Annotated in this window: 16 protein-coding genes and 1 pseudogene; 10 read left to right on the top strand and 7 right to left on the bottom strand. The window is 74.2% G+C overall.

Going from position 1 to position 21700, the window contains the following annotated elements; translation table 11 throughout:
- Window positions 1-1152: putative Ig domain-containing protein (locus AB0D10_RS38040; RefSeq protein WP_360264927.1), on the bottom strand; the 1152-nt coding region annotated here is incomplete at its 3' end.
- Window positions 1153-1322: 170 nt separating this feature from the next.
- Window positions 1323-2222 carry a hypothetical protein gene (locus AB0D10_RS38035; protein ID WP_360264924.1) on the bottom strand — a complete coding sequence of 300 codons (900 nt, stop codon included), beginning with the start codon at window positions 2220-2222 and terminating at the stop codon, window positions 1323-1325.
- A 170-nt stretch (window positions 2223-2392) separates the two neighbouring features.
- Here AB0D10_RS38035 and AB0D10_RS38030 point away from each other — a divergent pair, with 170 nt between their 5' ends.
- Window positions 2393-3514, top strand: coding sequence for an alpha/beta hydrolase-fold protein (locus AB0D10_RS38030; protein ID WP_360264922.1), 1122 nt, complete (start codon window positions 2393-2395; stop codon window positions 3512-3514).
- Between the two features lie 121 nt (window positions 3515-3635).
- Window positions 3636-6134: a glycosyltransferase family 39 protein gene (locus tag AB0D10_RS38025; RefSeq protein WP_360264919.1), complete on the top strand. Its 2499-nt coding sequence runs from the start codon at window positions 3636-3638 to the stop codon at window positions 6132-6134.
- Window positions 6135-6227: 93 nt separating this feature from the next.
- Here the strand turns inward: AB0D10_RS38025 and AB0D10_RS38020 are convergent, their stop codons facing one another.
- The 3 genes and pseudogenes from AB0D10_RS38020 to moaA all read right to left on the bottom strand — a co-directional run bounded on the left by AB0D10_RS38020 (window position 6228) and on the right by moaA (window position 9095).
- Window positions 6228-7805 carry an alpha/beta hydrolase gene (locus AB0D10_RS38020; RefSeq protein ID WP_360264916.1) on the bottom strand — a complete coding sequence of 526 codons (1578 nt, stop codon included), beginning with the start codon at window positions 7803-7805 and terminating at the stop codon, window positions 6228-6230.
- Window positions 7806-7909: 104 nt separating this feature from the next.
- Window positions 7910-8053 (bottom strand): annotated as a pseudogene (locus tag AB0D10_RS38015) (HNH endonuclease); the annotation flags it as partial.
- A gap of 46 nt (window positions 8054-8099) precedes the next feature.
- Window positions 8100-9095 carry a GTP 3',8-cyclase MoaA gene (moaA, locus tag AB0D10_RS38010; RefSeq protein WP_360264913.1) on the bottom strand — a complete coding sequence of 332 codons (996 nt, stop codon included), beginning with the start codon at window positions 9093-9095 and terminating at the stop codon, window positions 8100-8102.
- Between the two features lie 129 nt (window positions 9096-9224).
- On the opposite strand from moaA, the gene AB0D10_RS38005 reads away from it, so the two are divergent.
- From AB0D10_RS38005 to AB0D10_RS37985, 5 genes are all read left to right on the top strand, one after another.
- Complete coding sequence (locus AB0D10_RS38005) at window positions 9225-9842, top strand: NTP transferase domain-containing protein (protein WP_360264910.1); 618 nt, start codon at window positions 9225-9227, stop codon at window positions 9840-9842.
- A gap of 152 nt (window positions 9843-9994) precedes the next feature.
- Window positions 9995-10849 carry a hypothetical protein gene (locus tag AB0D10_RS38000; protein WP_360264907.1) on the top strand — a complete coding sequence of 285 codons (855 nt, stop codon included), beginning with the start codon at window positions 9995-9997 and terminating at the stop codon, window positions 10847-10849.
- A gap of 226 nt (window positions 10850-11075) precedes the next feature.
- Window positions 11076-11918, top strand: coding sequence for a hypothetical protein (locus AB0D10_RS37995; protein WP_360264904.1), 843 nt, complete (start codon window positions 11076-11078; stop codon window positions 11916-11918).
- A gap of 159 nt (window positions 11919-12077) precedes the next feature.
- Window positions 12078-12992, top strand: coding sequence for a (2Fe-2S)-binding protein (locus AB0D10_RS37990; RefSeq protein WP_360264901.1), 915 nt, complete (start codon window positions 12078-12080; stop codon window positions 12990-12992).
- A gap of 214 nt (window positions 12993-13206) precedes the next feature.
- Window positions 13207-14310, top strand: a complete 1104-nt coding sequence (locus AB0D10_RS37985) for a DUF2637 domain-containing protein (protein ID WP_360264899.1) — start codon at window positions 13207-13209, stop codon at window positions 14308-14310.
- 74 nt (window positions 14311-14384) lie between these two features.
- On the opposite strand, the gene AB0D10_RS37980 is transcribed toward AB0D10_RS37985, so the two are convergent.
- Together AB0D10_RS37980 and AB0D10_RS37975 are read right to left on the bottom strand one after the other, a co-directional pair.
- Entirely contained in the window at window positions 14385-16760 is a 2376-nt protein-coding gene (locus AB0D10_RS37980; protein ID WP_360264896.1) for a SpoIIE family protein phosphatase, read from the bottom strand.
- 284 nt (window positions 16761-17044) lie between these two features.
- On the bottom strand, window positions 17045-17623 hold the full coding sequence (locus AB0D10_RS37975; protein WP_360264893.1) for an ATP-binding protein: 579 nt from the start codon (window positions 17621-17623) through the stop codon (window positions 17045-17047).
- A gap of 538 nt (window positions 17624-18161) precedes the next feature.
- Between AB0D10_RS37975 and AB0D10_RS37970 the strand changes: the two genes are divergently transcribed.
- The 3 genes from AB0D10_RS37970 to AB0D10_RS37960 are packed head-to-tail and all read left to right on the top strand — an operon-like array spanning window position 18162 to window position 21667.
- Window positions 18162-18872 carry an urease subunit gamma gene (locus AB0D10_RS37970; RefSeq protein WP_360264890.1) on the top strand — a complete coding sequence of 237 codons (711 nt, stop codon included), beginning with the start codon at window positions 18162-18164 and terminating at the stop codon, window positions 18870-18872.
- A 5-nt stretch (window positions 18873-18877) separates the two neighbouring features.
- Entirely contained in the window at window positions 18878-20590 is a 1713-nt protein-coding gene (locus AB0D10_RS37965; protein ID WP_360264942.1) for an urease subunit alpha, read from the top strand.
- Window positions 20591-20617: 27 nt separating this feature from the next.
- Window positions 20618-21667, top strand: a complete 1050-nt coding sequence (locus AB0D10_RS37960) for an agmatine deiminase family protein (protein ID WP_360264887.1) — start codon at window positions 20618-20620, stop codon at window positions 21665-21667.
- The last annotated feature ends 33 nt before the right edge of the window (window positions 21668-21700 follow it).

Raw genomic sequence — 21700 nt, 5'->3', positions numbered from 1 at the left:
CGCCGCCGAACCGGTCTCGAAGCCCTGGTTGCCCAGCAGCTGCGCCGGGGTGCAGCCACCGCCGCCACCCGTGGTCACGGTCCAGGTGAAGCTCGTCGAACCGGTCTTGCCCGCCGAGTCCTTGACCGTCACGGTCACGTTCGAGGTGCCCGCCGCGGTCGGCGAACCGGTGATCGCACCCGTCGAGGCGTTGATCGCCAGACCGGCCGGCAGACCCGTCGCCGAGTACGACAGCGGAGCCGTGCCGCCGGACGCGCCGATCTGCAGGCTCACCGAACCGCCGACGGCGGTCGACTGGTCACCGGGGCTGGTCACCGAGACCGCGCCGCTGCCGGCCGGCTTGGTGAGCAGGCAGCCGGCCACGTTGAGGTCGATGGCCCGGGTGGAGTTCAGGCAGGTGGTGAACCAGTAGGTCTCCTCGCCGTAGCTCTGGCCCTTGACGGCCTTGGTGGTGCCGTCGGCGGCCACCTCGCACGGGTTGTTGAGGGTGCACATCGCGCCGTCGTCGTTGCCGGTGTTGTTGATGCCGATGATCCGCCCGCTGGCGGAGTCGATGATCGGCGAACCGGAGGTGCCGTGCGTGGTGTTGCAGCCGGAGCTGTAGCGCAGCGAGTCGTGCCAGGTCCACTCGTCCTCGCGGAGGGTGGGCACGAACCCGTTGACGGAGCAGTTCCAGACCTGCTTCCAGTACGAGGACGGGATGTACATCGCGGCGCCGTCGGTCGGGTGCGTGTCGCTGACGGTCAGCGCGGTGGCGCCGTACTTGGAGGTGATCGACCCGTAGGTGTCGGTGAGTTGGTAGAGCGCGACGTCGGTTCCGGTCATCGTCGCGTAGAGCACCTTGTCGGCCTGGACGGTGCCCAGGCTGTTGCCGGCACCGTCGAGCAGGGTGCCGCTACGGCTGGCGCTGACGTTCTGGATGACCTGGCCGGCCGAGGGCATGGTCGGCAGGCAGTGGCCGTTGGTGAGCATCAGCGCCCGGTCGCCGGCCACCGAGGTGGGGTAACGGACCAGCGAGGCGGAGCAGTTGCTCAGGGCGATGGTGCTCGTCAGGTCGGCCGCCTGAACGGCGTGCGCGGGGGCGGCCGCGAAGGCCAGCCCGCCCGCGACGACGGCGCTCGTGCCGGCCACCGCGACAAGTCTCTTGAACATGGCTCTCCTTGTGGGGGATCGCGGGGTGTACGACTGGTCGCCGAGGCCCGCGCCGCACGAAAGTGCCATGGCCACTTCAAAGGGTCAACCGTTCTGGACGAACTCGCCACTCCTCATCGCCTGTTGTGCCACCCGGCGGTAACCACCCGTCCCGGTATGCCCGTTACGCGCTACGGCTGCGGAGCGGAGTTCGCGGTCTGGCCCTCGATCGGGGCGCCCCCTTCACCACGCACCGGCGTGAGGTCGAACACCCAGCCGGTCCCGGTCTCCGGGTTCGGGAACGCATACTTCTCACGGAACTTGACGTACCGGCAGTCCTGGGTGAACTGCTTCACATCGGAGTCCCAGTCCGCCCCGGTGGCGACGTAGACGTCGTACGCACCGTCCTTGATGCCCTCGATGGTGGTGCTCTTCCCCTTGGCCGCGTACACCGAGGCGACCGCCTTCCCGTCCTGGGCGATCGTGAAGACCGCGTCCGCCGGACCGTTGTCATTGACGACCTTCAGGGCACGCTTACCGCCCTTCCCGCCGTCGCGGACCGGCGTGCCGTTCTCCAGTGCCCGCGCCTGCGGATGCGGCTTGGGCAACTGCGGGACGACGAGCGCCGGCTGGTAGCCGGCGGCGGTCAGCTCGGCGAGGGCGGCCGAGACCGCCGCCATCCCGGGACCGGCGCCGAGACTCGCCTGGGCGGCCCCGACGGTGCAGACCTTGTGGTTGAGGACGTCACCGCGGAGCGCCGACGACTCGGAGGCGAGCGCGGTCAGGCCGTTCACGAGATCGGTGCGGGCCGGGTCGGCGCCGGCCGGTGCGGTGACGGCGTTCAGGTTCCGGACGGCACGGCCGATGTTGGACTCGACACCGGCGAGGGCGGTGTCCAGCTCGAAGGTGGTCGTGGCCGCCGCCGCCTTCCCCAAACCGGTGTTCACCGGCGCGAGGACCTGGTCGAGCGTCGTGCCGTACGGCGTCGCCGTGGCACTCGTCGCGGCCGTCCCGCCGCCCCCACCGCCCCCGCCGCCCGAGCACCCGGCGAGCAGCAGCACCCCGCCGACGACCGGACCGGACCTGAACACGGACCCCATGGACTTCACGGCCCCACCCCTGTTGTCATCCGGCACGCGCTCCCCACGCGCACACGAACGGACATGGTGCCGAGTACGAACCACACCGGTCAACAGGGCCAGTACGATCATCGGAAGGGCCCGCCCCGGCTCGCCCGTCAGGGTCAACTACGATCGGGCACGTGCTCAGTCTCACCGGCCTCCCCCTCCAGATCGTCGCCTCGGTCATCGCGATCGCCGTCTTCGCCGCCACCATGTGGCTCTGGCCGCGGTTCGGCGGCAAGGGCTGGAAGTCCTGGTTGGGCCGGCTCGGCGCCTTCCTGGCCGCCCAGGTCTCGGTGCTGGTCGCGATGGGTCTGATCGCCAACAGCTACTTCGGCTTCTACAGCTCCTGGACCGACCTGCTCGGCACCAGCGGAAAGCTGGGCACGGTGGTCGACCACACCCCGAACGCCTCCGGCGTCGCCGTCACCGGTGAGCAGAAGTTCTACTCCTCCCAGGGCTCGGACCCGGAGCGCTCCGGGATGATCCAGCAGGTCGCCATCAAAGGAGCGGGCAGCGGTCTGAGCACCGAGGCCTACGTCTACCTGCCGCCGCAGTACTTCCAGCCGGACTTCACCAAGCAGCGGTTCCCGATGGCCCTGGTGCTCACCGGCTACCCGGGCATCCCGGAGAAGCTGATCTCCCTGATGCAGTACCCGGCGTCGACCCTCGCCGCGATCGAGCAGAAGAAGCTGCCGCCGACCATCCTGGTGATGGCCCGGCCCACGCTCGTCGGCAACCGGGACACCGAGTGCGTCGACGTGCCGAACGGCCCGCAGGTGGAGACGTTCTTCACCAGCGACCTGCCCAAGGCCCTCGCCACGACGTACCGGATCGGCACCGACCCGGCCAACCGGGCCGTGATCGGCAACTCCACCGGCGGCTACTGCGCGCTCAAGTTCGCGCTGCGCAAGCCCGACTCCTACCCCGCGGCGATCGCGCTCTCCGGCTACTACAGCGCCGCCCACGACGAGACCACCGGCGACCTGTTCGGCGGCAGTGCCCAGCTGAAGCAGGAGAACGACCTGCTGTGGCGGCTGAAGAACCAGCCGGCCGCCCCGGTCTCGCTGCTGCTGACCAGCGCCTACGACGAGAACAACTACGACGAGACCAAGGCCATGGTCGCCGCCTTCAAGGCCCCCACCAAGATGTCCACGATCACCCTGGACACCGCCGGCCACAACTTCCACACCTGGACCCGGGAGATCCCCCCGGCCCTGGAGTGGCTGGGCAAGCACATCACGATGCCCGCCGCCGCGTAACCGGGAAGCCTGAAGCCGGAAAGCCGCGAATCCCGCGAACCGGGAAGCAGACGGGCAGATCACACCCGTCTCACAGCCCCGTCTCACGGTTCTCTCAGTCGCGCCACGCACCGTATGGCGCATGACCACGAGCAGCTACTCCCCTTCGGCCGGCGACCCGTGGCCCGAGGCCTCGGACTTCCCGCCGCCGGAGGCGCCGCAGCCCGACCCCGACCGGCCGGCCCCGGCACCGCTCTTCCCCGAGCAGCCCCTGCCACCCGCCGGACCGAAGGGGCCGGCCTCCTGGTCCGGCCGGCTGCGCACCCTCCCGGCCCGCGCCTGGCGCGGGCGCGCGGACGACCCGCGCTGGGTGCGCCCGGCCCTGCTGGCGCTGCTGGCCGCGACCGCCGTCCTCTACCTGTGGGGTCTGAGCGCCTCCGGCTGGGCCAACGCCTTCTATTCGGCCGCCGTCCAGGCCGGCACCCAGAGCTGGAAGGCCTTCTTCTTCGGCTCCTCCGACGCCGGGAACTTCATCACCGTCGACAAACCCCCGGCCTCGCTGTGGCCGATGGTGCTCTCGGCACGGGTCTTCGGCCTGTCCTCCTGGTCGGTGCTGGCCCCGCAGGCGCTGATGGGCGCGGCCACCGTCGGGGTGCTGTACGCGACGGTGCGCCGCCGCTTCTCCCCGCTCGGCGGTCTGCTGGCGGGCGCAGCGCTGGCGCTCACCCCGGTGGCGGCGCTGATGTTCCGGTTCAACAACCCGGACGCGCTGCTGGTGCTGCTGCTGACCCTGGCCGCCTACGGGATGGTGCGGGCGATCGAGGCGGCCGGCACCCGGTGGCTGCTGTTCACCGGGGTGATGTTCGGCCTCGCCTTCCTCACCAAGACGCTGGCGGCGTTCCTGATCCTGCCCGGCTTCGCGGTGATCTACCTGGTCGTGGCGCCGACCGGCTTCTGGCGGCGGGTGCGGCAGACCCTGCTGGCGGGCGTGGCCCTGGTGGTCTCGGGCGGCTGGTGGGTCGCGATCGTCGAGCTGATGCCTGCGTCGGCCCGCCCGTACGTCGGCGGCTCGCAGGACAACAGCTTCCTGTCGCTGACCTTCGGCTACAACGGCCTCGGCCGGGTGGACGGCAACGAGCGCGGCAGCGTGGGCGGCGGCGGGCGGCTCCCGGCCGGGATGGACCTGCCGGGCGGGGCGATGCCCGGCGGCGGCCGCGGCTGGGGCCAGACCGGCCTGACCCGGATGTTCGGCACCGACGTCGGAGGGCAGATCGCCTGGCTGATTCCGGCGGCGCTGATCCTGCTGGTGGTCGGCCTCTGGGCGACCCGCCGCTACGCGCGGACCGACAGCGCCCGGGCGGCGTTCCTGGTCTGGGGCGGCTGGCTGCTCTCCACCGCGCTGATCTTCAGCTTCATGTCCGGGATCTTCCACCAGTACTACACGGTGGCGCTGGCCCCGGCCGTCGCGGCGCTGGTCGGCATGGGCGTGGACGGGCTGTGGCGGGCGCGGCACCGGCTGCCGTGGGCGCTGGTGCTGGCCGGGACGCTGGCGGTGACGGCGGTCTGGGCGTTCGTGCTGCTCGGCCGCAGCTCGGACTTCCTGCCGTGGCTGCGTTGGGCGGTGCTGGTCGGCGGGCTGGTCGCGGCGGCCGCGCTGGTCGGCGGACAGGTCGTCGGACGGGCCTCCGGCCGGACCGGCGCGCGGATCGCCTCGGTGGCGGGCCTGGTGGGCCTGGCGGCGGCGCTCGGCGGTCCGGCGGCGTACGCGGTGGACACCGTCGGCACGGCGCACACCGGCTCGATCGTGACCGCCGGACCGGGCGTGCAGGGCGTGTTCGGGCCGGGCGGCGGCGGACGCAAGGGTGGCGCCAAGGGCTTCCCGGGCGGCGGCAACGGCCACGGGTTCGGCCAGGGCGGTCAGGGCGGCCAGCAGGGCTTCCCCGGCGGCCAGGGATCGCGCGGGCAGAACGGCGGGGGCTTCCCCGGCGGCGGGTTCCCCGGCGGGGGCTTCCCGGGCGGGGGCTTCCCGGGCGGTACGGGAAGCGGCTCGGGCAACGGCTCCGGCTCCGGCTCCGGCTCCGACCACACGAACGGCCGCCACGAGCGCGGGACCGACGGCGGAAACGGTGCCAACGGCGGCAACGGCGCCTTCCCCGGCGGCGGCACCGGCGGCAACGGCGGGGGCTTCCCCGGCGGCATGGGCGGTGGCGGCATGGGCGGCGGCGGCATGGGCGGCCTGCTCGGCGGCACCAAGGTGACCGACGAGGCCGCCTCCCTGCTCAAGGCGGACGCCGACCACTACACCTGGGCGGCGGCCACCGTCGGCTCGCAGAACGCGGCGAGCTACCAGCTCGCCACCGACGAACCGGTGATGGCTCTCGGCGGCTTCAACGGCACCGACCCCTCGCTGAGCCTGGCGGGCTTCCAGAAGTACGTCCAGGAGGGCAAGGTCCACTGGTTCATCGCCGGCGGCTCCCGTGGCGGCTTCGGCGGCGCGGGCGGCGGGACGTCCGACCGGACGGGCGGCGGTGAGCGCCAGGAGTCGGAGAACACCCGGATCGAGTCCTGGGTGGCCGCCCACTTCACCGCCAAGACGGTCGGCTCGGCCACCTTCTACGACCTGACGGCCCCGACCTCCTGATCCCGCCCGACCCCGAGGGGGGCGTACCGCGCGAACGCGGTACGCCCCCCTTTCCCCTTGCCGCCAGCCGCCGACCGCCGGTGAGGGGAGGGCTCAGTCGGACGGGCAGTGCGTGCCCGCCGTCGGCAGCCGGCCGTCCACCAGGAACGCGGCGACGGCCGTCCGCACGCAGGTGCTCTTGTCGTACGCGGTGTGCCCGTCGCCCTCGCGGGTGAGCAGCACGCCGTTCTCCAGCCCGGCGGCCAGCCGCTGCGACCACGCGTACGGGGTGACCGGGTCCCCGGTCGAGCCGATCACCAGGACCGGGGCGCTGCCGGGTGCCAGGACCGGGTGCGGGTGTTCGGTCGAACGGTAGGGCCAGGAGCGGCAGTCCGGGGCGAGCAGGGTGGCGACGGGGTTATGCCGGCTGGTCAGCGGCGCCTGGGCCGCGAGGTCGGTGAGGGCGCCGCTCAGCTGTGCGTCGGTGAGCGCCGGGAGGTCCGCGCAGGAGATGGCCGCGAAGGCGTCCGCCGCGGTCTCGTAGTGGCCGTTCTCGTCGCGGCCGTTGGCGTTGTCGGCGAGTGCGAGCAGCGCGTCGGCGTTCCGCCGCTTGACGGCCGGGGTGAGGGCCTCCTGCAGGCGGTACCAGGAGCGGTGGCCGTCGTAGAGCACGTTGAGGGCGGCGGCCCAGGCGAGGGCGGCGGTGAGGGTGCGGCCGTCGGAGCCGCGCATCGGGCGGGTGCGCAGGCCGTCGAGGAAGTCGGCGAGGCGTTTCGGGGCGGTGTCCGGGTCGGCGCCGAACGGGCAGTCGCTTCCGTCGTCGGTGGCCCAGGCGGAGGCGAAGGCCCGGAGCGCGACCTCGCCGGCGACGGCCTGTTCGACGTCGAGGCGCATCGGGTCGGTGCCGTGTTCGACGGCGCCGTCGAGCACGAGCCGGCCGGTGCGGTTGGGGAACTCCTCGGCGTAGAGCGCGCCGAGGAGGGTGCCGTAGGAGAAGCCGATGAAGTCCAGCTTGCGTTCGCCGAGGGCGCCGCGCAGCACGTCGAGGTCGCGGGCGGTGTCGCGGGTGCCGAGGTGCGGGAGCAGGTCGGCGTGGGCGGCCCGGCAGGCGTCGGCGAGGACCCGGCCGCGGTCGTAGGCCGGGTCGTCGCTGGCGTTCCACTGGTCGCGGGCGTGGTCGTCGAGGCACTGGACGGGCGCGGTGTTCCCGGCACCGCGCGGGTCGAAGCCGACCAGGTCGAAGCGGTCGTGCGGCGCCCCCTGGAAGCTCTGCCAGTCCTCGCGGATCATCCTGACGCCGGAGTTGCCGGGTCCGCCGGGGTTGACCATGAGGGCGCCGATCCGCTTGTCCGGTTCGGCGGCGGGCATCCGGGCGAGGGCGACGCCGGTGGTGCGGCCGCCGGGGTCGGCGTAGTCCAGCGGCACGGTGAGGGTGGCGCACTCGATGCCCGGTCCGTCCTGGCCGTCGGCGTCCCCGGGGCACGCCTGCCAGTCGATCCGCTGGTTGTAGAGCGCGCGCAGGGCCGGGGCGGTGGTCGCGGTGACCAGGTCGTCGAGCGGCGGCCGGGTGGCCGTTCGACCGGCGCCGCCGGAGCCGGTGCAGCCGCTCAGCAGGGCGAGGGCGGTGCCGAGCGCGAGGGCGGACAGGGTGCGCCGGGGGAGCCGGGGGGTTCGGAGATACCTGGAGATCATCGGGGCCACCGCCCACGAATACCATCCGGCCCGCAACGGCCCCGCACCCGGGGGCGCACCAGGGACGTCCTGCGCCGCTCGCACGGCTCGGCCGTAACGTTCCGTCAGCCGCCGCACTGCTGCACCATGGCCTTCTTGTCGGCCTCGGTGACCGGCAGCCGGTACTTCAGCGATATCTGGGCGAAGCGTACCGCGTACGCGCAGCGGATCTCGGGGTCGGCGGGGAGCCAGGCGGCCGGTCCGGCCTCGTTCCCGCGGCCTGTCCTCGCTCCGCCTGCTGCCTGCCGCGGGGCGTCAGCCGCCGATCGCGGACATCGGGCGGTCCGGCCGGACGAAGCCCGCGCTCCCGATGGCGTGTCCCGGCCCCTTGCCCGCCACCGACGCCCGCCAGGCCGCCTCGATCGCCGCGTCGTCCGCCCCGTCGCGCAGCAGCGCCCGCAGGTCGGACTCCTCCGTCGCGAACAGGCAGTTGCGCAGCTGCCCGTCGGCGGTCAGCCGGACCCGGTCGCAGCCGCCGCAGAACGGCCGGGTGACGGAGGCGATCACCCCGACCACCGCGTCCGTGCCCGCGATCCGCCACTCCTCCGCCGGGGCGCTGCCGTGCCGTCCCACCGGCACCAGGTCGAACCGCTCCGCGAGCGCGGCCAGGACCTCCTCCGCCGTCACCATCGCGGCCCGGTCCCACGCCCCCTGCGCGTCCAGCGGCATGGACTCGATGAACCGCATCAGGTACCCGTGCTCCACGGCGAACGCGGCCAGCGGGACGATCTCGTCCTCGTTCACCCCGCGCACCGGCACGGCGTTGACCTTCACCGGTCCCAGCCCCGCCGCCTTCGCCGCCGCCAGGCCCGCGAACACGTCACCGATCCGGTCCCGCCGGGTGATCGCCGCGAACCGCTCCGGACGCAATGTGTCCAGGCTGACGTTCACCCGCCGCAACCCCGCCGCGCGCAGCGCGACGGCCGTGCGCGCCAGACCGATCCCGTTGGTGGTCAGCGAGAGGTCGACCCCGAGTCCGGCCAGCCGTCCGACCAGCCCCGGCAGCCCGCGGCGCAGCAGCGGCTCCCCGCCGGTCAGCCGCACCGACGCGATGCCGAGCCGCTCCGCGGCGATCCGAACCAGCCGCACCACCTCGTCGTCGCCCAGCGCCGAGTCCCGGGCGAGCCAGTCGAGCCCCTCCGCCGGCATGCAGTAGGTGCAGCGCAGGTTGCAGCGGTCGGTCAACGAGACCCGCAGATCGGTGTGGACCCGGCCGAAACGGTCCACCAGCGGGCGCGGTGCGGTGTTCATCGCCCCAGTACAGGCGGCGGGGGCCCGCAGGACCAGCGGCCGAACCGCCGGGGAGCGGCCGCCACCTGCGGCGTCCCCTTGTGGATTCACACAATGCGCGACCCCGCCCGGTACCGGCAGGCTGGGCCCATGCAGACTGCGCCGACGTCCGCCGGGCCCGCCCCGGTCGCCGCCCTCGTGCTCGCCGCCGGGGGCGGCCGGCGCCTCGGCGGGCGGCCCAAGGCACTGATCCGGTACGGGGGCCGGTCACTGGTGGAGCACGCAGTGGCGGTGGTCCGGGCCGGCGGCTGCGCGGACGTCACGGTGGTGCTGGGCGCGGCGGGCGACCGGGTCCGGGCCACCGCCCACCTGCCGGGCTGCCGTCTGGTGGCCAACCCGGACTGGGCGGGCGGCATGGGTTCCTCGCTGCGGGCCGGCCTGGCCGCGCTCCCGCCGCGGGCCACGGCGGTGCTCGTGATGCTGGTGGACACTCCGGGCGTCACCCCGGCCGCCGTCGCCCGGCTGCTGGCCGCGCACCGGGCGGGCGCCGGGCTGGCCGCGGCGGCCTACGGCGGGCGGCGCGGCCACCCGGTGCTGATCGGCGCGCGGTACTTCGCCGAGGCGGCGGCGGGCGCCTCCGGCGACGCCGGCGCCCGCGCCCTGCTGGCGGCGCACGCGCCGGAGGTCGTCCTGGTCGAGTGTGCCGACGTCGCCGTGCCGGACGATCTGGACACCCCCGCCGACCTGGCCCGCTGGTCGGCCGGCTGACCGTCATCCTCCGGTCTGAGGGCGTGCCGCCCCCGGTGGTGAGGGGTCCCTGATCCGTCCCTGAGGATTGCCCCATTCCGCGCCCATCGCCGGACATTTCGGGGAGCATGGGAATCGTCCCACCCACCCGACACCGACGGACGGAGCCCGCGATGGCCGGACTGCCCGACGACTTCACCGGACACGACCCCACGCACCAAGGGGCGGGCGGTGGCGCCCGGGCGATCCGCTGCCCCGCCTGCCGCCGCGAGCACCTGTACGAGCCGCCGTCGCTGCCCTGTCCCTGCGGGGCCTCGCTCAAGGTGCCGCTGCTGCGCGGCGGGGTGCCGGTGCAGGTGCGCTTCCGGTCCTGGGAGGACTCCTGGCTGAGCATGCGCTGCCCGCACTGCGGCCGCTCCGACCAGTGGCCGCAGCCCGAGTTCACCTGCAACTGCGGCGCGACCGTCCGGTTGCCGGTGGACCGCACCACCCGGCTGGGCGGCGGCACGGCCGGCCCGCTCGCCGCCCCCGGTCCGCAGGCCTCCCGTCCCCACCCGGCGCACCCGATGGGGGCACCGGTGCCCGCCCCGCCCGCGGTGCCCGGCACCTCGGCCAGCCGTTCCCGTCCGTTCCGCCACCGCGCCCCGTTCCGTCCGCACCCGGTGCGCACCTCGCAGGACGCGGTGTTCACCGCCGCCCGCTACCTGGAGTGGCTCGGCTTCGACGACCTGGAGCTGACCGAGGCGCAGGAGCGCGACGGGGTCACCCTGCTGGGCAGCCGGATGGTCGCGCAGGTCGACACCTGGACCGAGCCGGCCGACGTGAAGTCGGTCGAGTGCCTGTGGCTGCAGACCCTGCACGCCGAGGAGATGGCCGCCGCGATGTTCACCCTCGCGGGCTATTCGCACCAGGCCACGGTGCGCGGCGAGCAGCTGCTGGTGGCCCTGTTCAGCCTGGACCTGGCGGGTGTGCCGCAGCCCGCGAACGGCGCCGCCGAGGCCCTGATGGAGACCGGCTGGACCTCCTGACCGCCGGGGTGCCCCGCCGGTCCGCCCCGCCCGCCCCCCTCTAGATCATTTCTCCTCCGAAAGCAACAACCTCCGCTCGTGATCTGGTGCACAAGCTCACCCCCGTGTTGAATTGCCGCCACAGCGCGGGCCTTTCGCCCTGCCGTCGCCATGCGCACGAGTCATGGCGGCAGGGCCCCAGGGGCGGGTCCGCGCCCCGCTGGATGGCGCACACAAGGAGGTGGCGTTGTCGGAGCACGGATGGGGCCCGAGCGACCCGGACGGGCGGGGGCGGGCGGCAACGGAGGAGCCGGGCGACACCGTGTGGCGACTGAGGTCCCGGGGGTGCTGGCAGGAGGCCGCCGAGCTGTTGCGCCCGGCCGCCGAGCACGACCCGGCAGCGGCCCTAGGGCGGGCCGAACTCCTCATCGAGCAGTGCCTGTTCACCGCGGCGCACTGGCCGCAGGCGGAGCAGGCGCTGCGCCTGGCGGAGGCACTGGCGGCCGGCACCGAGCAGCGCGCGGGCGCCGCCTGCGCCCGCGGTTTCCTGGCGTACGTGGCGAGCGTGCTCGGCCCGCGGGACCGGCTGGACGAGGCGCAGGCCGCGCTCGGCCGCACCTCGGCCCTGCTGCCGCCGGACGCTCCCGGCCGGCCGCTACTGGACTTCCGGCGCGGGCTGGTCGCCGAGAACCTGCTGCGCGACCGCAGCGCCGCCTGGATCGCCTACCGCCGGGCGCACGAGGGCGCCGGTGAGCGCGGGGACGAACTGCTGCGCTCGTACACCTGGCGCCACCTGGCCGCGCTGGCGCTCTCCGGCGGGGACCGGAGCAACGCCCGGGAGGGTTTCGACGCCTCGCTGCGGCTGCGCGAGCAACTCGGCTTCACGGTGGGGGTGGCTCCGGCGCTCGCGGCGCTCGCCGAGGTGTCCGAGCCGGCCGAGGCCGCGCGACTGCGCGCCGAGGCTGCCCGGCTGGTGCAGGCCCTGGGCGGGGTGCCGGTCTGGCTCGCGCGCCAGCTGGGCGCCGCCCGCGCGCCGGGGCCTCCCCCGGACGGGCGCATCGCCAGCGAGACCCGGGGAACAATCAGCTAAGGTGAGCCTAACCTGGCTGGGGTGGGCAGCGCCCCGGCCGGGTCGCCTTGCCGTTCCCCGGGCACCGCCATGCCCCGGTCCGGCCGCGCCCGGCACACCACCGCCGGGCGGCGCCGGGCGGTCCATGGGCGGGCCCGGTCGACCCGATGGGGCCCGCCCATGACCGCGAGCAGCACCCGGCCCGGCCCCGCGCCGCGCGCCCCCCGCAGCACCGGGACGCACGCCCCCGTCCCCACCCCCGCGCTCTCCGCACCGGGCGCCCCCTCGTACCACCGGCTGACCGGGCTCACCCCCGTCCTGAGCGTGCGCTGCGCACCGCCCCGACGCGGCGGCGGCTGGCTGCCCGCGGCGGACCTGGTCGCCCGCCCCGAGGCGGTGCGCGAGCTGATCACCCACGACGCCCGGCAGGGCCTCGCCCGCTACGGGCGGCCGCTGCGCCCGGACGTCGCGGCCGGCTTCGGGCTGCACCGGTTCGTCTGGCCGGTCTCACTGCTGTTCACGCTGCCGTGGTTCCTGGAACGACGCGTCCTGCTGCTCGCCCTCGGCGACGTCTCGCTGCGCCGACGCCCCGGGGTGGTGGAACTGACGGTCCGCACGGCGGAGTTCGCCTGCCTGCCGGACGACCCGGAGGCCGGCTCCCCGCAGGCCCGCACGGTGCCGGACGAAGCCGCGCTGGCCGCCGGACTGCGGTGCGCGCTGGGCGGGTTCCTCGATCCGGTGCTGGCCGCATTCCGCCCGCAGGCGCGGCGCGGGCCGCGGGTGCTGTGGGCGATGGCGACGGACGCCGTGGTGGAGGGGCTCTGGTACGCGGGTGGGCTGCTCGGGGAGGTGGAGCGGGCGTGCGCCGAGCTGTCCGCGCTGCTGGCGCCCGCCGAGCCCGCATGCGCGCCCGGCGCGCCCGGCGGCCCCGCCCCCGCCCCGAGCCCCTTCACCCCGGGCGCCGGCTTCGCGCCCCCGGCTCCCGGGTGCGACGGCGCTCCGCGTGTGGAGCGGATCCGGGCCAGCTGTTGCCTCGTCTACACCGCGGAACCGCAGGACATGTGCACCGGCTGCCCCCGCGTCACACGGGGTTGACGAATGCCCGTGCGAAACCGGGTCCGGAAAGCCCGGAATTGCAGGAGAAATCTGCTTCGCATTAATCCGACAATCTTTTTGTTGCCACGTCAGAAATCCCTCTCCCCAGCGCATTGACAGCAAATCGGTCATTCGCCCGCCGAGCATCCGCCATGATGGTCCCCGCCATCACGACGCAGGAAAGCGACGCAGGAAAGCGAGGCTGGTTCCGGCGATGAAATTGTCCGACATACCGCTCGGGTGGGCCGTCACCGGAGTCGCGGGGCTGCTGGTCAGCGCGCTCCTGGTGGCCCTGCTCCGCAACCGGGGATCCGCCGGCGCCCCGGGCACGGATTCCTGGGAACGTTCCGAGGAACGGCGCCGCCGCAAGGAATCCCTCTACGGCGCCGCCTCCTACACACTGTTGTTCTGCTGTGCCGGGGTCGCCGCCGCACTGTCCTTCCACGGACTGGTCGGCTTCGGCGTGCAGAACCTGGGCCTGTCCGGCGGCTGGGAGTACCTCGTCCCGTTCGGCCTCGACGGCGCCGCGATGTTCTGCTCGGTGCTCGCCGTCCGCGAGGCCAGCCACGGTGACGCGGCGTTCGGATCGCGGCTGCTGGTCTGGGTCTTCGCCGGCGCCTCAGCCTGGTTCAACTGGGTGCACGCCCCGCGCGGCTTCGGTCACGCCGGCGCCCCCCAGTTCTTCTCCGGCATGTCCCTCTCGGCGGCGGTCCTGTTCGACCGGGCGCTGAAGCAGACCCGCCGGGCCGCGCTGCGCGAACAGGGGCTGGTCCCCCGGCCGCTGCCGCAGATCCGCATCGTCCGCTGGCTGCGCGCTCCCCGCGAGACCTACGCGGCCTGGTCGCTGATGCTCCTGGAGGGCGTGCGCAGCCTGGACGAGGCGGTGGACGAGGTCCGCGACGACAAGCGGGAACGCGCCCTGGACAAGGAGCGCCGCAAGCTGGCCGGGCGCCGCGAGCGGGCCGAGATCCGGGCGATCAACCGCTCCCACAGCGCCTGGCGCCGCGGCACCCCCGCACGCCGGCTGGAGTCCGGCTCGGAGCCCGCCATAGCCGACGAACCCGGGGCCGAAAGGGTCACCGCCGAACGGGTCACCGCCGAACGCCCCGAGGTGGAGCGGACCGCCGCGCCCCGCGAGGTCGGTTCGGCGGCGCAGCGCGAGGTCGAACCCGCCGAGGGCGCGGTCGTCCAGCCCGGTCTGCCGGCCCGCCCGGAGCGGCGCACCATCGACCTGACCGTGGAGGAGGACACCGTCACACTGCCCCGGCTGGACTCGCTGGAACGCAAGCTGAAGGACCTGGAGCAGCAGTTCGGCTGACGCTCCGGGGCCCGGACGCCCCCTGAGCGCCGACGCTCACGGGGGCGTCGGCGCTCAGGCGGTGACCAGGGCGCTCAGGCCGCCGTCGCACCGCTGAGCTCGAACCACATCCGCTTGCCCGACCCGCGCGGCTCCACGCCCCAGGAGTCCGCGAGCGCCTCGACCAGCATCAGCCCGCGCCCCGAGGAGGCCTGCTCCCCCGGCGTCCGACGGGTCGGCCACAGGTCCGACTCGTCCTCCACCTCGACCCGCAGCCGGGCCCGCCCGCCGTCGTCCTCGGACTCCCGGTACAGCCGGGCGGTGAACATGGCGTCCCGGTCGGTGTGCCGGATGGCGTTGGTGACCAGCTCGGAGGAGAGCAGTTCGGCGGTGTCGATGAACTCGGCGACGCCCCAGCGGCGCAGCGCGTCGCGCAGCTCGGCCCGCACCTCGGCGACCCGCGCCAGGTCGGCCTGGCCGATCCGGCGGCGCAGCTGCTGGGCGGCGAGGCCGCCCGCCGGTCCGTCCCAGCGCAGCAGCAGCAGCGCTATGTCGTCCTCGCGCTCGCTGGAGTCGGCGGCCTGGGAGGCGATCCGGTCGGCCAGCTCCTCCAACGGGTCGCGGGCCGCCCGCTCGGCGGGCGGCAGCGGGTGGGCGAGCACCCGGGTGAGCCGGGCGACGCCCTCGTCCAGGTCCATGCCGCGTGCCTCGACCAGGCCGTCGGTGCAGAGCAGCACCGTCTCGCCCGGGTCCAGGCTGAACCGGGTGACCCGGTACTCCTCGTCCGGGTCGATGCCCAGCGGCAGCCCGCCGGCCACCGGCACCACGGCGGCGGTACCGTCCGCGCGACGCACCACCGGGTCGAGGTGGCCGGCCCGGACCGCGTAGACCACGCCGTAGTCCACGTTGACCTCGGCGTAGGTGCAGGTCGCGAAGTGGTCGGTGTCCAGGTCGGCGAGGAAGCGGGAGGCGCGGGCCATCACCGCGGCGGGCGGGTGGCCCTCGGCCGCGTAGGCGCGCAGCGCGATCCGCAGCTGGCCCATGATCCCGGCGGCGTGCACGTCGTGGCCCTGGACGTCGCCGATCACCAGGCCGACGTGCCCGCCGGGCAGCGGCACCACGTCGTACCAGTCTCCGCCGATCTGCAGGCCGGAGCCGGCCGCGAGGTAGCGCACGGCGGTGGTCACGCCCGGTACGGACGGGACGGTCCGCGGCAGCATCACCCGCTGCAGGCCGGCCGCCAGCTCGTGCTCGGCGTCGTGCAGCCGGGCGCGGGCCAGCGACTGGGCGACGAGTCCGCCCAGGGTGGTCAGCAGGGTGCGCTCGTCCGCGTCCAGCTCGCGCTCGTCGTCGAAGCTGACCACGCAGACGCCGATCGCCCGGCCGCTGGCCACCAGCGGCAGGTACGCCCAGGAACCGCGGCCGGTGCGGCTGGTCGGCTCCCACACGTCGGGGTAGCCGTCGCGGAACTCCTCGCGGGTCGAGACGAACACCGGCGCGCGGTGCCGCAGCGCCTCGGCGGCCGGGTGGCCGGCGGGCAGCACGGTGCGGTCCCAGACCGCCAGCGCGTCGGTGCGGTAGCCGGAGGCGCCGAGGATCCGGGCCCGTCCGGCCTCGAAGGACGCCAGCACCAGGCCGTCCGGCGGCAGTCCGGGCAGCGGCAGCTCGGTGAACACCCGGGCCACGTCACGGACGGTGACGGCTTCGGAGAGGGCGCGCGCCGCCTCCTTGATGAACCGGGAGCGCGCCTCGCGCAGCAGGGCCATCCGGTCGGCGTGGTCGCGCTTGTGCAGCTCGACGGTGGCGTCCCAGACGAAGCCGACCATCCGGGAGGCGCGGCCGAAGGCGTCCGCGAGCACCCGGCCGCGGAAGCGGACCGCGCGCATGGCGCCGTTCGGGCCGACGGTGCGGTAGTACGCGCCGCACTGGCCGAGCTCGGCGACCGCGCGCTCGACCCGGCGGCGCACCACCGGCGCGTCCTCGGGGTGCAACAGGGCCAGGAAGGAGGCGGCCGTACGGTCGAAGCGGACCTGCGCCGGGGCGTCCAGGCCGATGATCGCACAGGCCCGCGGGTCGCCCTCCAGGACGTCGCGGCGGATGTCCCAGTCGAAGGAGCCGATGCCGTTGGCGGCCATCGCGGGCTCCAGCCAGTCCGGCATGGTGTCGGCGGAGGCCGGCGGCAGCCCGCCGGACAGCACGGGCGCCAGCCGGGCGGCGGCGAGGCTCGGGGACGGGCGCGCGGCCGGGGTCCGCCGGGTCTGCTGCGCGGGCGGCCGGGCCCGGCCCGTCCCGCCGGTGGTGGCGCCGGCGACGGACTGTCCGGGGGTCCGCGGGTCCGGGGCGGTCGACTGTTCGACGACGCGCGGGTCGACGGTGCGCGGCTCTGCGGTTCTGGGCTCCACGGCTCGCGGCTCGACGGCGGACGCGCCGGGAGGGAGCGCCGGCCCCGGCGACTCGGGCTCAGTGGGCATGCTGCTCCTGCCGCTGCCGTGGCGGACCGCGCCGACCGTCCGGACGGGCCGCGTGGCGGTGTGATGGTCGTGCTGGATAGGACGGTGCCGACGGACGGTGGTCAGTCGAGGTACGGTCTCCCCGCTGCTCCCGCACGTGGACACACATTCCCACCATCCTGGCCAAAGTTCCGCCGAGCGGCAATGCCAACGGGCCGGAAATCTTCGGTTCCGCCTTCTGTTCAGGGCTTCCTTCGACGGCGAATCAATCGACCGCGAACGATCGTACGACCACCGGGCCGGCCTCAGGGCAACGCGAGTTCGAACCAGGTGACCTTGCCGTCGCCTCTCAGCTGCACGCCCCAGGAGTCCGCGAGCGCCTCCACCAGCATCAGGCCGCGCCCCGAGGTCGCGTACTCGGCCTCCGGGTCGCGCCGGCGGCCGGGCAGCCTGCTGGTGCCGTCCTGCACCTCGATGCGCAGCCGGTGGTCCGTGCCGAGCACCGCGTCGAAGACCGCACCCTTGCCGGTGTGCAGCAGCGCGTTGGTGACCAGCTCGGAGGAGAGCAGCTCGGCGGTGTCACAGAGCTCCGGCACCCCCCAGTGGCTGAGCGCCGAACGCAGCCGCCGCCGGACCGAGCCGACCGCGACCAGATCGGCCGGGTCGAGCGTCAGGTGCAGCCGGCGGTGCAGTGCGCAGCCGGGGGCCGGCGTGCCCGGCAGGGTCGTCCCCGTCGCCCCGGCGGCCCCGGCCGCCCCGGGCGTTCCGGTGGCCCCGGTCGTACCGGTCGCCCCGGTGCCGCCGACCGCGCCCTGGACCGGCCCGGAGCGGTAGGCGTCACCCGAACTCGTCCGCTGCCGTGGGAATCGCGACTGACCGTCCATCACCACATGCCCCCGCCCTGGAATCCGGACCCCCGCCTCCGGATCCCCCGCCGGCCGGGTGGCCCACTCGATCTGACCACCATCCTCATGCCCAGTTGACGGCGTTTGCAACAGTGTGCGTCCGATCACGTGGGGTGAAAGGGGCACGGGGAGGTTCGCGTGATCCAACTGCCCGCGCCGGACGGGTTTGCGAAGCGCAGAGGCCGCTTTCGAACCCGCCACCTCTCGATCCCGCGCACACCCGGCGCCCGTCCGAACCGTGCGCCCGACCACGCGCCCCCCACTCCACTCCCGCCCGCTCCCCGGACCGCCGGCCGGCGGGTTCCCCCGCCGCCGCAGCCCTCACCCCCGCCCCCGCAGTCCTCACCCCCGCCGCCGCCCGAGAAGCCGAAGCGACGCGAACCGGCAACGCTGGACAGGGCGCCCCGGTCCGGGTTCAATGGCCCCAGATGTTTGAACGACGTTCTAACGTCACCCCGGAAGCCCCCGGGCCCCGCGCCCACCCCACCCCACCCCCGGCGACCGCGAGCGAGGAACCGTGCGACTGACCCCCACCGAGCGGGACCGGCTGCTGATCTTCACAGCAGCCGAGCTGGCCCGCGCCCGCCGAGCCCGGGGCGTACGCCTCAACATCCCCGAGGCCACCGCCCTGATCGCGGACACCGTCTGCGAGGCCGCCCGCGACGGCCGGCGCCTGGCCGAGGCCATCGAGGCCGGCCGCTCCGTGCTGACCGCCGACGACGTGCTGCCAGGCGTGCCGGACGTGGTCACCGTCATCCAGGTCGAGGCCGTCTTCGACGACGGCACCCGCCTCGCCGTCGTCAACGACCCGTTCAAGGGCGCCGGCTCGCTCGGCGACGAGGCCCCCGGCGGCGCGCTCATCGGCGACGGCGCCGGCTACGACCCGGTCGAGGAGACCCTGCTGCTCCCCGTCCACAACACCTCCGAGGTGCCGATCTCGGTCACCTCGCACTTCCACTTCTTCGAGGCCAACCCGCGCCTGGCCTTCGACCGGGCCGCCGCCTACGGCACCCACCTCGCCGTCCCGGCCGGCTCCTCGGTGCGCTTCGACCCGGGCGCCACCGTCGAGGTCGGCCTGGTGCCGATCGGCGGCGCGCGGGTCGCGATCGGCTTCGCCGGGCTCGTGGACGGCCCCCTCGACGCGCCCGGCGCGAAGGAGGCCGCCCTGGCCAAGGCCCGAGCGACCGGCTACCTGACCGGCTTCGACGACTCGGAGGTGCCCTCGTGACCTCGATCACCCCGCACGACTACATCTCGGTCCACGGCCCGCGCGCCGGCGACCGGATCCGGCTCGGTGACAGCGGCCTGATCGTCCGCGTCGAGTCCGACTCCCAGGCACCCGGCGACGAGTTCCTGGCCGGCTTCGGCAAGACCGCCCGGGACGGCCTGCACCTCAAGCCCGCCGCCGTCCGCGACACCTGCGACGTCGTCATCAGCAACGTGCTGGTGATCGACGCGGTCCAGGGCATCCGCAAGACCTCGATCGGCCTGATCGGCGGCCGGATCGCCTCGATCGGCCGGGCCGGCAACCCGGACACCCTGGACGGCGTGGACGTCGTCGTCGGCACCGGCACCACGATCGTCTCCGGCGAGGGCATGATCGCCACCGCCGGCGCCATCGACACCCACGTCCACCTGCTCTCGCCGCGGATCATGGAGGCCTCGCTGGCCTCCGGCGTCACCACGATCATCGGCCAGGAGTTCGGCCCGGTCTGGGGCGTCGGCGTCAACTCCCCCTGGGCGCTGCGCCACGCCTTCAACGCCTTCGACGCCTGGCCGGTCAACATCGGCTTCCTGGGCCGCGGTTCGTCCTCCGACCCGGCGCCACTGGTCGAGGCCCTGGCCGAGGGCGGCGCGTCCGGGTTCAAGGTGCACGAGGACATGGGCGCGCACACCCGCGCCCTGGACACCGCACTGCGGGTCGCCGAGGAGTACGACGTCCAGGTCGCCCTGCACACCGACGGGTTGAACGAGTGCCTCTCCGTCGAGGACACCCTCAAGGTGCTGGAGGGCCGCACGATCCACGCCTTCCACATCGAGGGCTGCGGCGGCGGACACGTCCCCAACGTACTGAAGATGGCGGGCGTGCCGAACGTCATCGGCTCCTCCACCAACCCGACGCTGCCGTTCGGCCGGGACGCCCTCGGCGAGCACTTCGGCATGATCGTCTCCGCGCACGACCTCAAGGTCGACCTGCCCGGCGACGCCGCCATGGCCCGCGACCGCATCCGGGCCGGCACCATGGGCGCCGAGGACGTGCTGCACGACCTCGGGGTCATCGGCATCACCTCCTCCGACGCCCAGGGCATGGGCCGCGCCGGCGAGACCGTGCGCCGCACCTTCGCCATGGCCGGCAAGATGAAGGCCGAACTCGGCCCGATGGACGGCAGCGGCTCCTACGGGACCGCCGAACGCGGCGACGACAACGAGCGCGTACTGCGCTACATCGCCAAGCTCACCATCAACCCGGCCATCGCCCACGGCCTCGCCCACGAGGTCGGCTCGATCGAGATCGGCAAGCTCGCCGACATCGTGCTCTGGCGCCCGGACCACTTCGGGGCCAAGCCGCAACTCGTCCTCAAGGCCGGCTTCCCCGCGTACGGCGTGGTCGGCGACCCCAACGCCTCCACCGACCGCTGCGAACCCCTCGTCCTCGGCCCGCAGTTCGGGGCCCACGGCGCGACCGCCGCCGACATCTCGGTGGCCTTCGTCGCCCAGGCCGCCGCCGACGGCGCCTACCTCGACCGCCCCGCCGACGGCCTGCCCACCCGCCGCCGCCGCGTCGGCGTCCGCGGCACCCGCGGCATCGGCCCCCGCGACATGGTGCGCAACGCCCGGGTCGGCCACGTCGAAGTCACCGAGACCGGACTGGTCTCCCTGGACGGCTCGCCGCTGCGCTCCGAGCCGGCCGACAGCGTCTCGCTCAGCCGCCTCTACTTCCTCTGATCGCCCCCGGTCTCCCCCAAGGACTCGATGATGACCACCCCCACGCCCGCCTCCCTCGGCTACCGGATGCCCGCCGAGTGGCACCCGCACGACCGCACCTGGATGGCCTTCCCGACCACCAACCCCACCTTCGACAGCCCCGAGGCGCTGCACGCCGGCCGCGAGGCCTGGGCCGCCGTCGCCGACACCATCGTCCGGTACGAGCCGGTGACGCTGATCGTCAACACCGGTGAGACCGCGGAGGCCCGCAAGTACGTCTCCGAGCGGGTCGAGATCGTCGAGCGCCCGCTGAACGACGCGTGGATGCGCGACATCGGCCCGTCCTTCCTGATCGACGGCAAGGGCTCGCTGGCCGCCGCCGACTGGATCTTCAACGGCTGGGGCGCCCAGTCCTGGGCCCGCTGGGACAAGGACCAGCACGTCGCCGAGCACATCGCCGAACTGACCGACGTCCAGCGCTTCGCCTCCCGCCTGATCAACGAGGGCGGCGGCATCCACGTCGACGGCGAGGGCACGGTGCTGGTCACCGAGACCGTGCAGCTCGGCGAGGGCCGCAACGCCGACTGGACCAAGGAGGAGGTCGAGGCCGAGCTGCATGCCTTCCTCGGCACCACCAAGGCGGTCTGGCTGCCGCGCGGACTCACCCGCGACTACGACGAGTTCGGCACCCGCGGCCACATCGACATCGTCGCCTCCTTCGTACGCCCCGGCGTCGTGGTCGCCCACGTCCAGCCCGACCCCTCCCACCCGGACCACGAGGTCTGTCAGGAGCTCGTCGCCGTCCTGCGCGCCTCGACCGACGCCCAGGGCCGGCAGCTGGAGGTCATCGAACTGCCCGCCCCCACCGTCCTGCTGGACGAGGACGGCGAGCCGGTCGACTACTCCTACATCAACCACTACGTGGCCAACGGCGCCGTGATCCTCTGCGCCTTCGCCGACCCGCGCGACCAGGAGGCCGCCGACATCCTCGGCCGCGCCTACCCGGGCCGCACCGTCGAACTCGTGGACGCCCGCGAGATCTTCGCCAACGGCGGCGGCATCCACTGCATCACCCAGCAGCAGCCGAAGGCGCTCTGACACCCGCGGCTACCGGGGCTACCGGGGCCACCG

The sequence above is a fragment of the Kitasatospora sp. NPDC048545 genome (genome assembly GCF_040651155.1).
In the GTDB taxonomy this organism is placed as follows: domain Bacteria; phylum Actinomycetota; class Actinomycetes; order Streptomycetales; family Streptomycetaceae; genus Kitasatospora.
The sequence above is the reverse complement of the archived record's forward strand: the minus strand, read 5'-3'. Positions and strand labels throughout refer to the sequence as shown.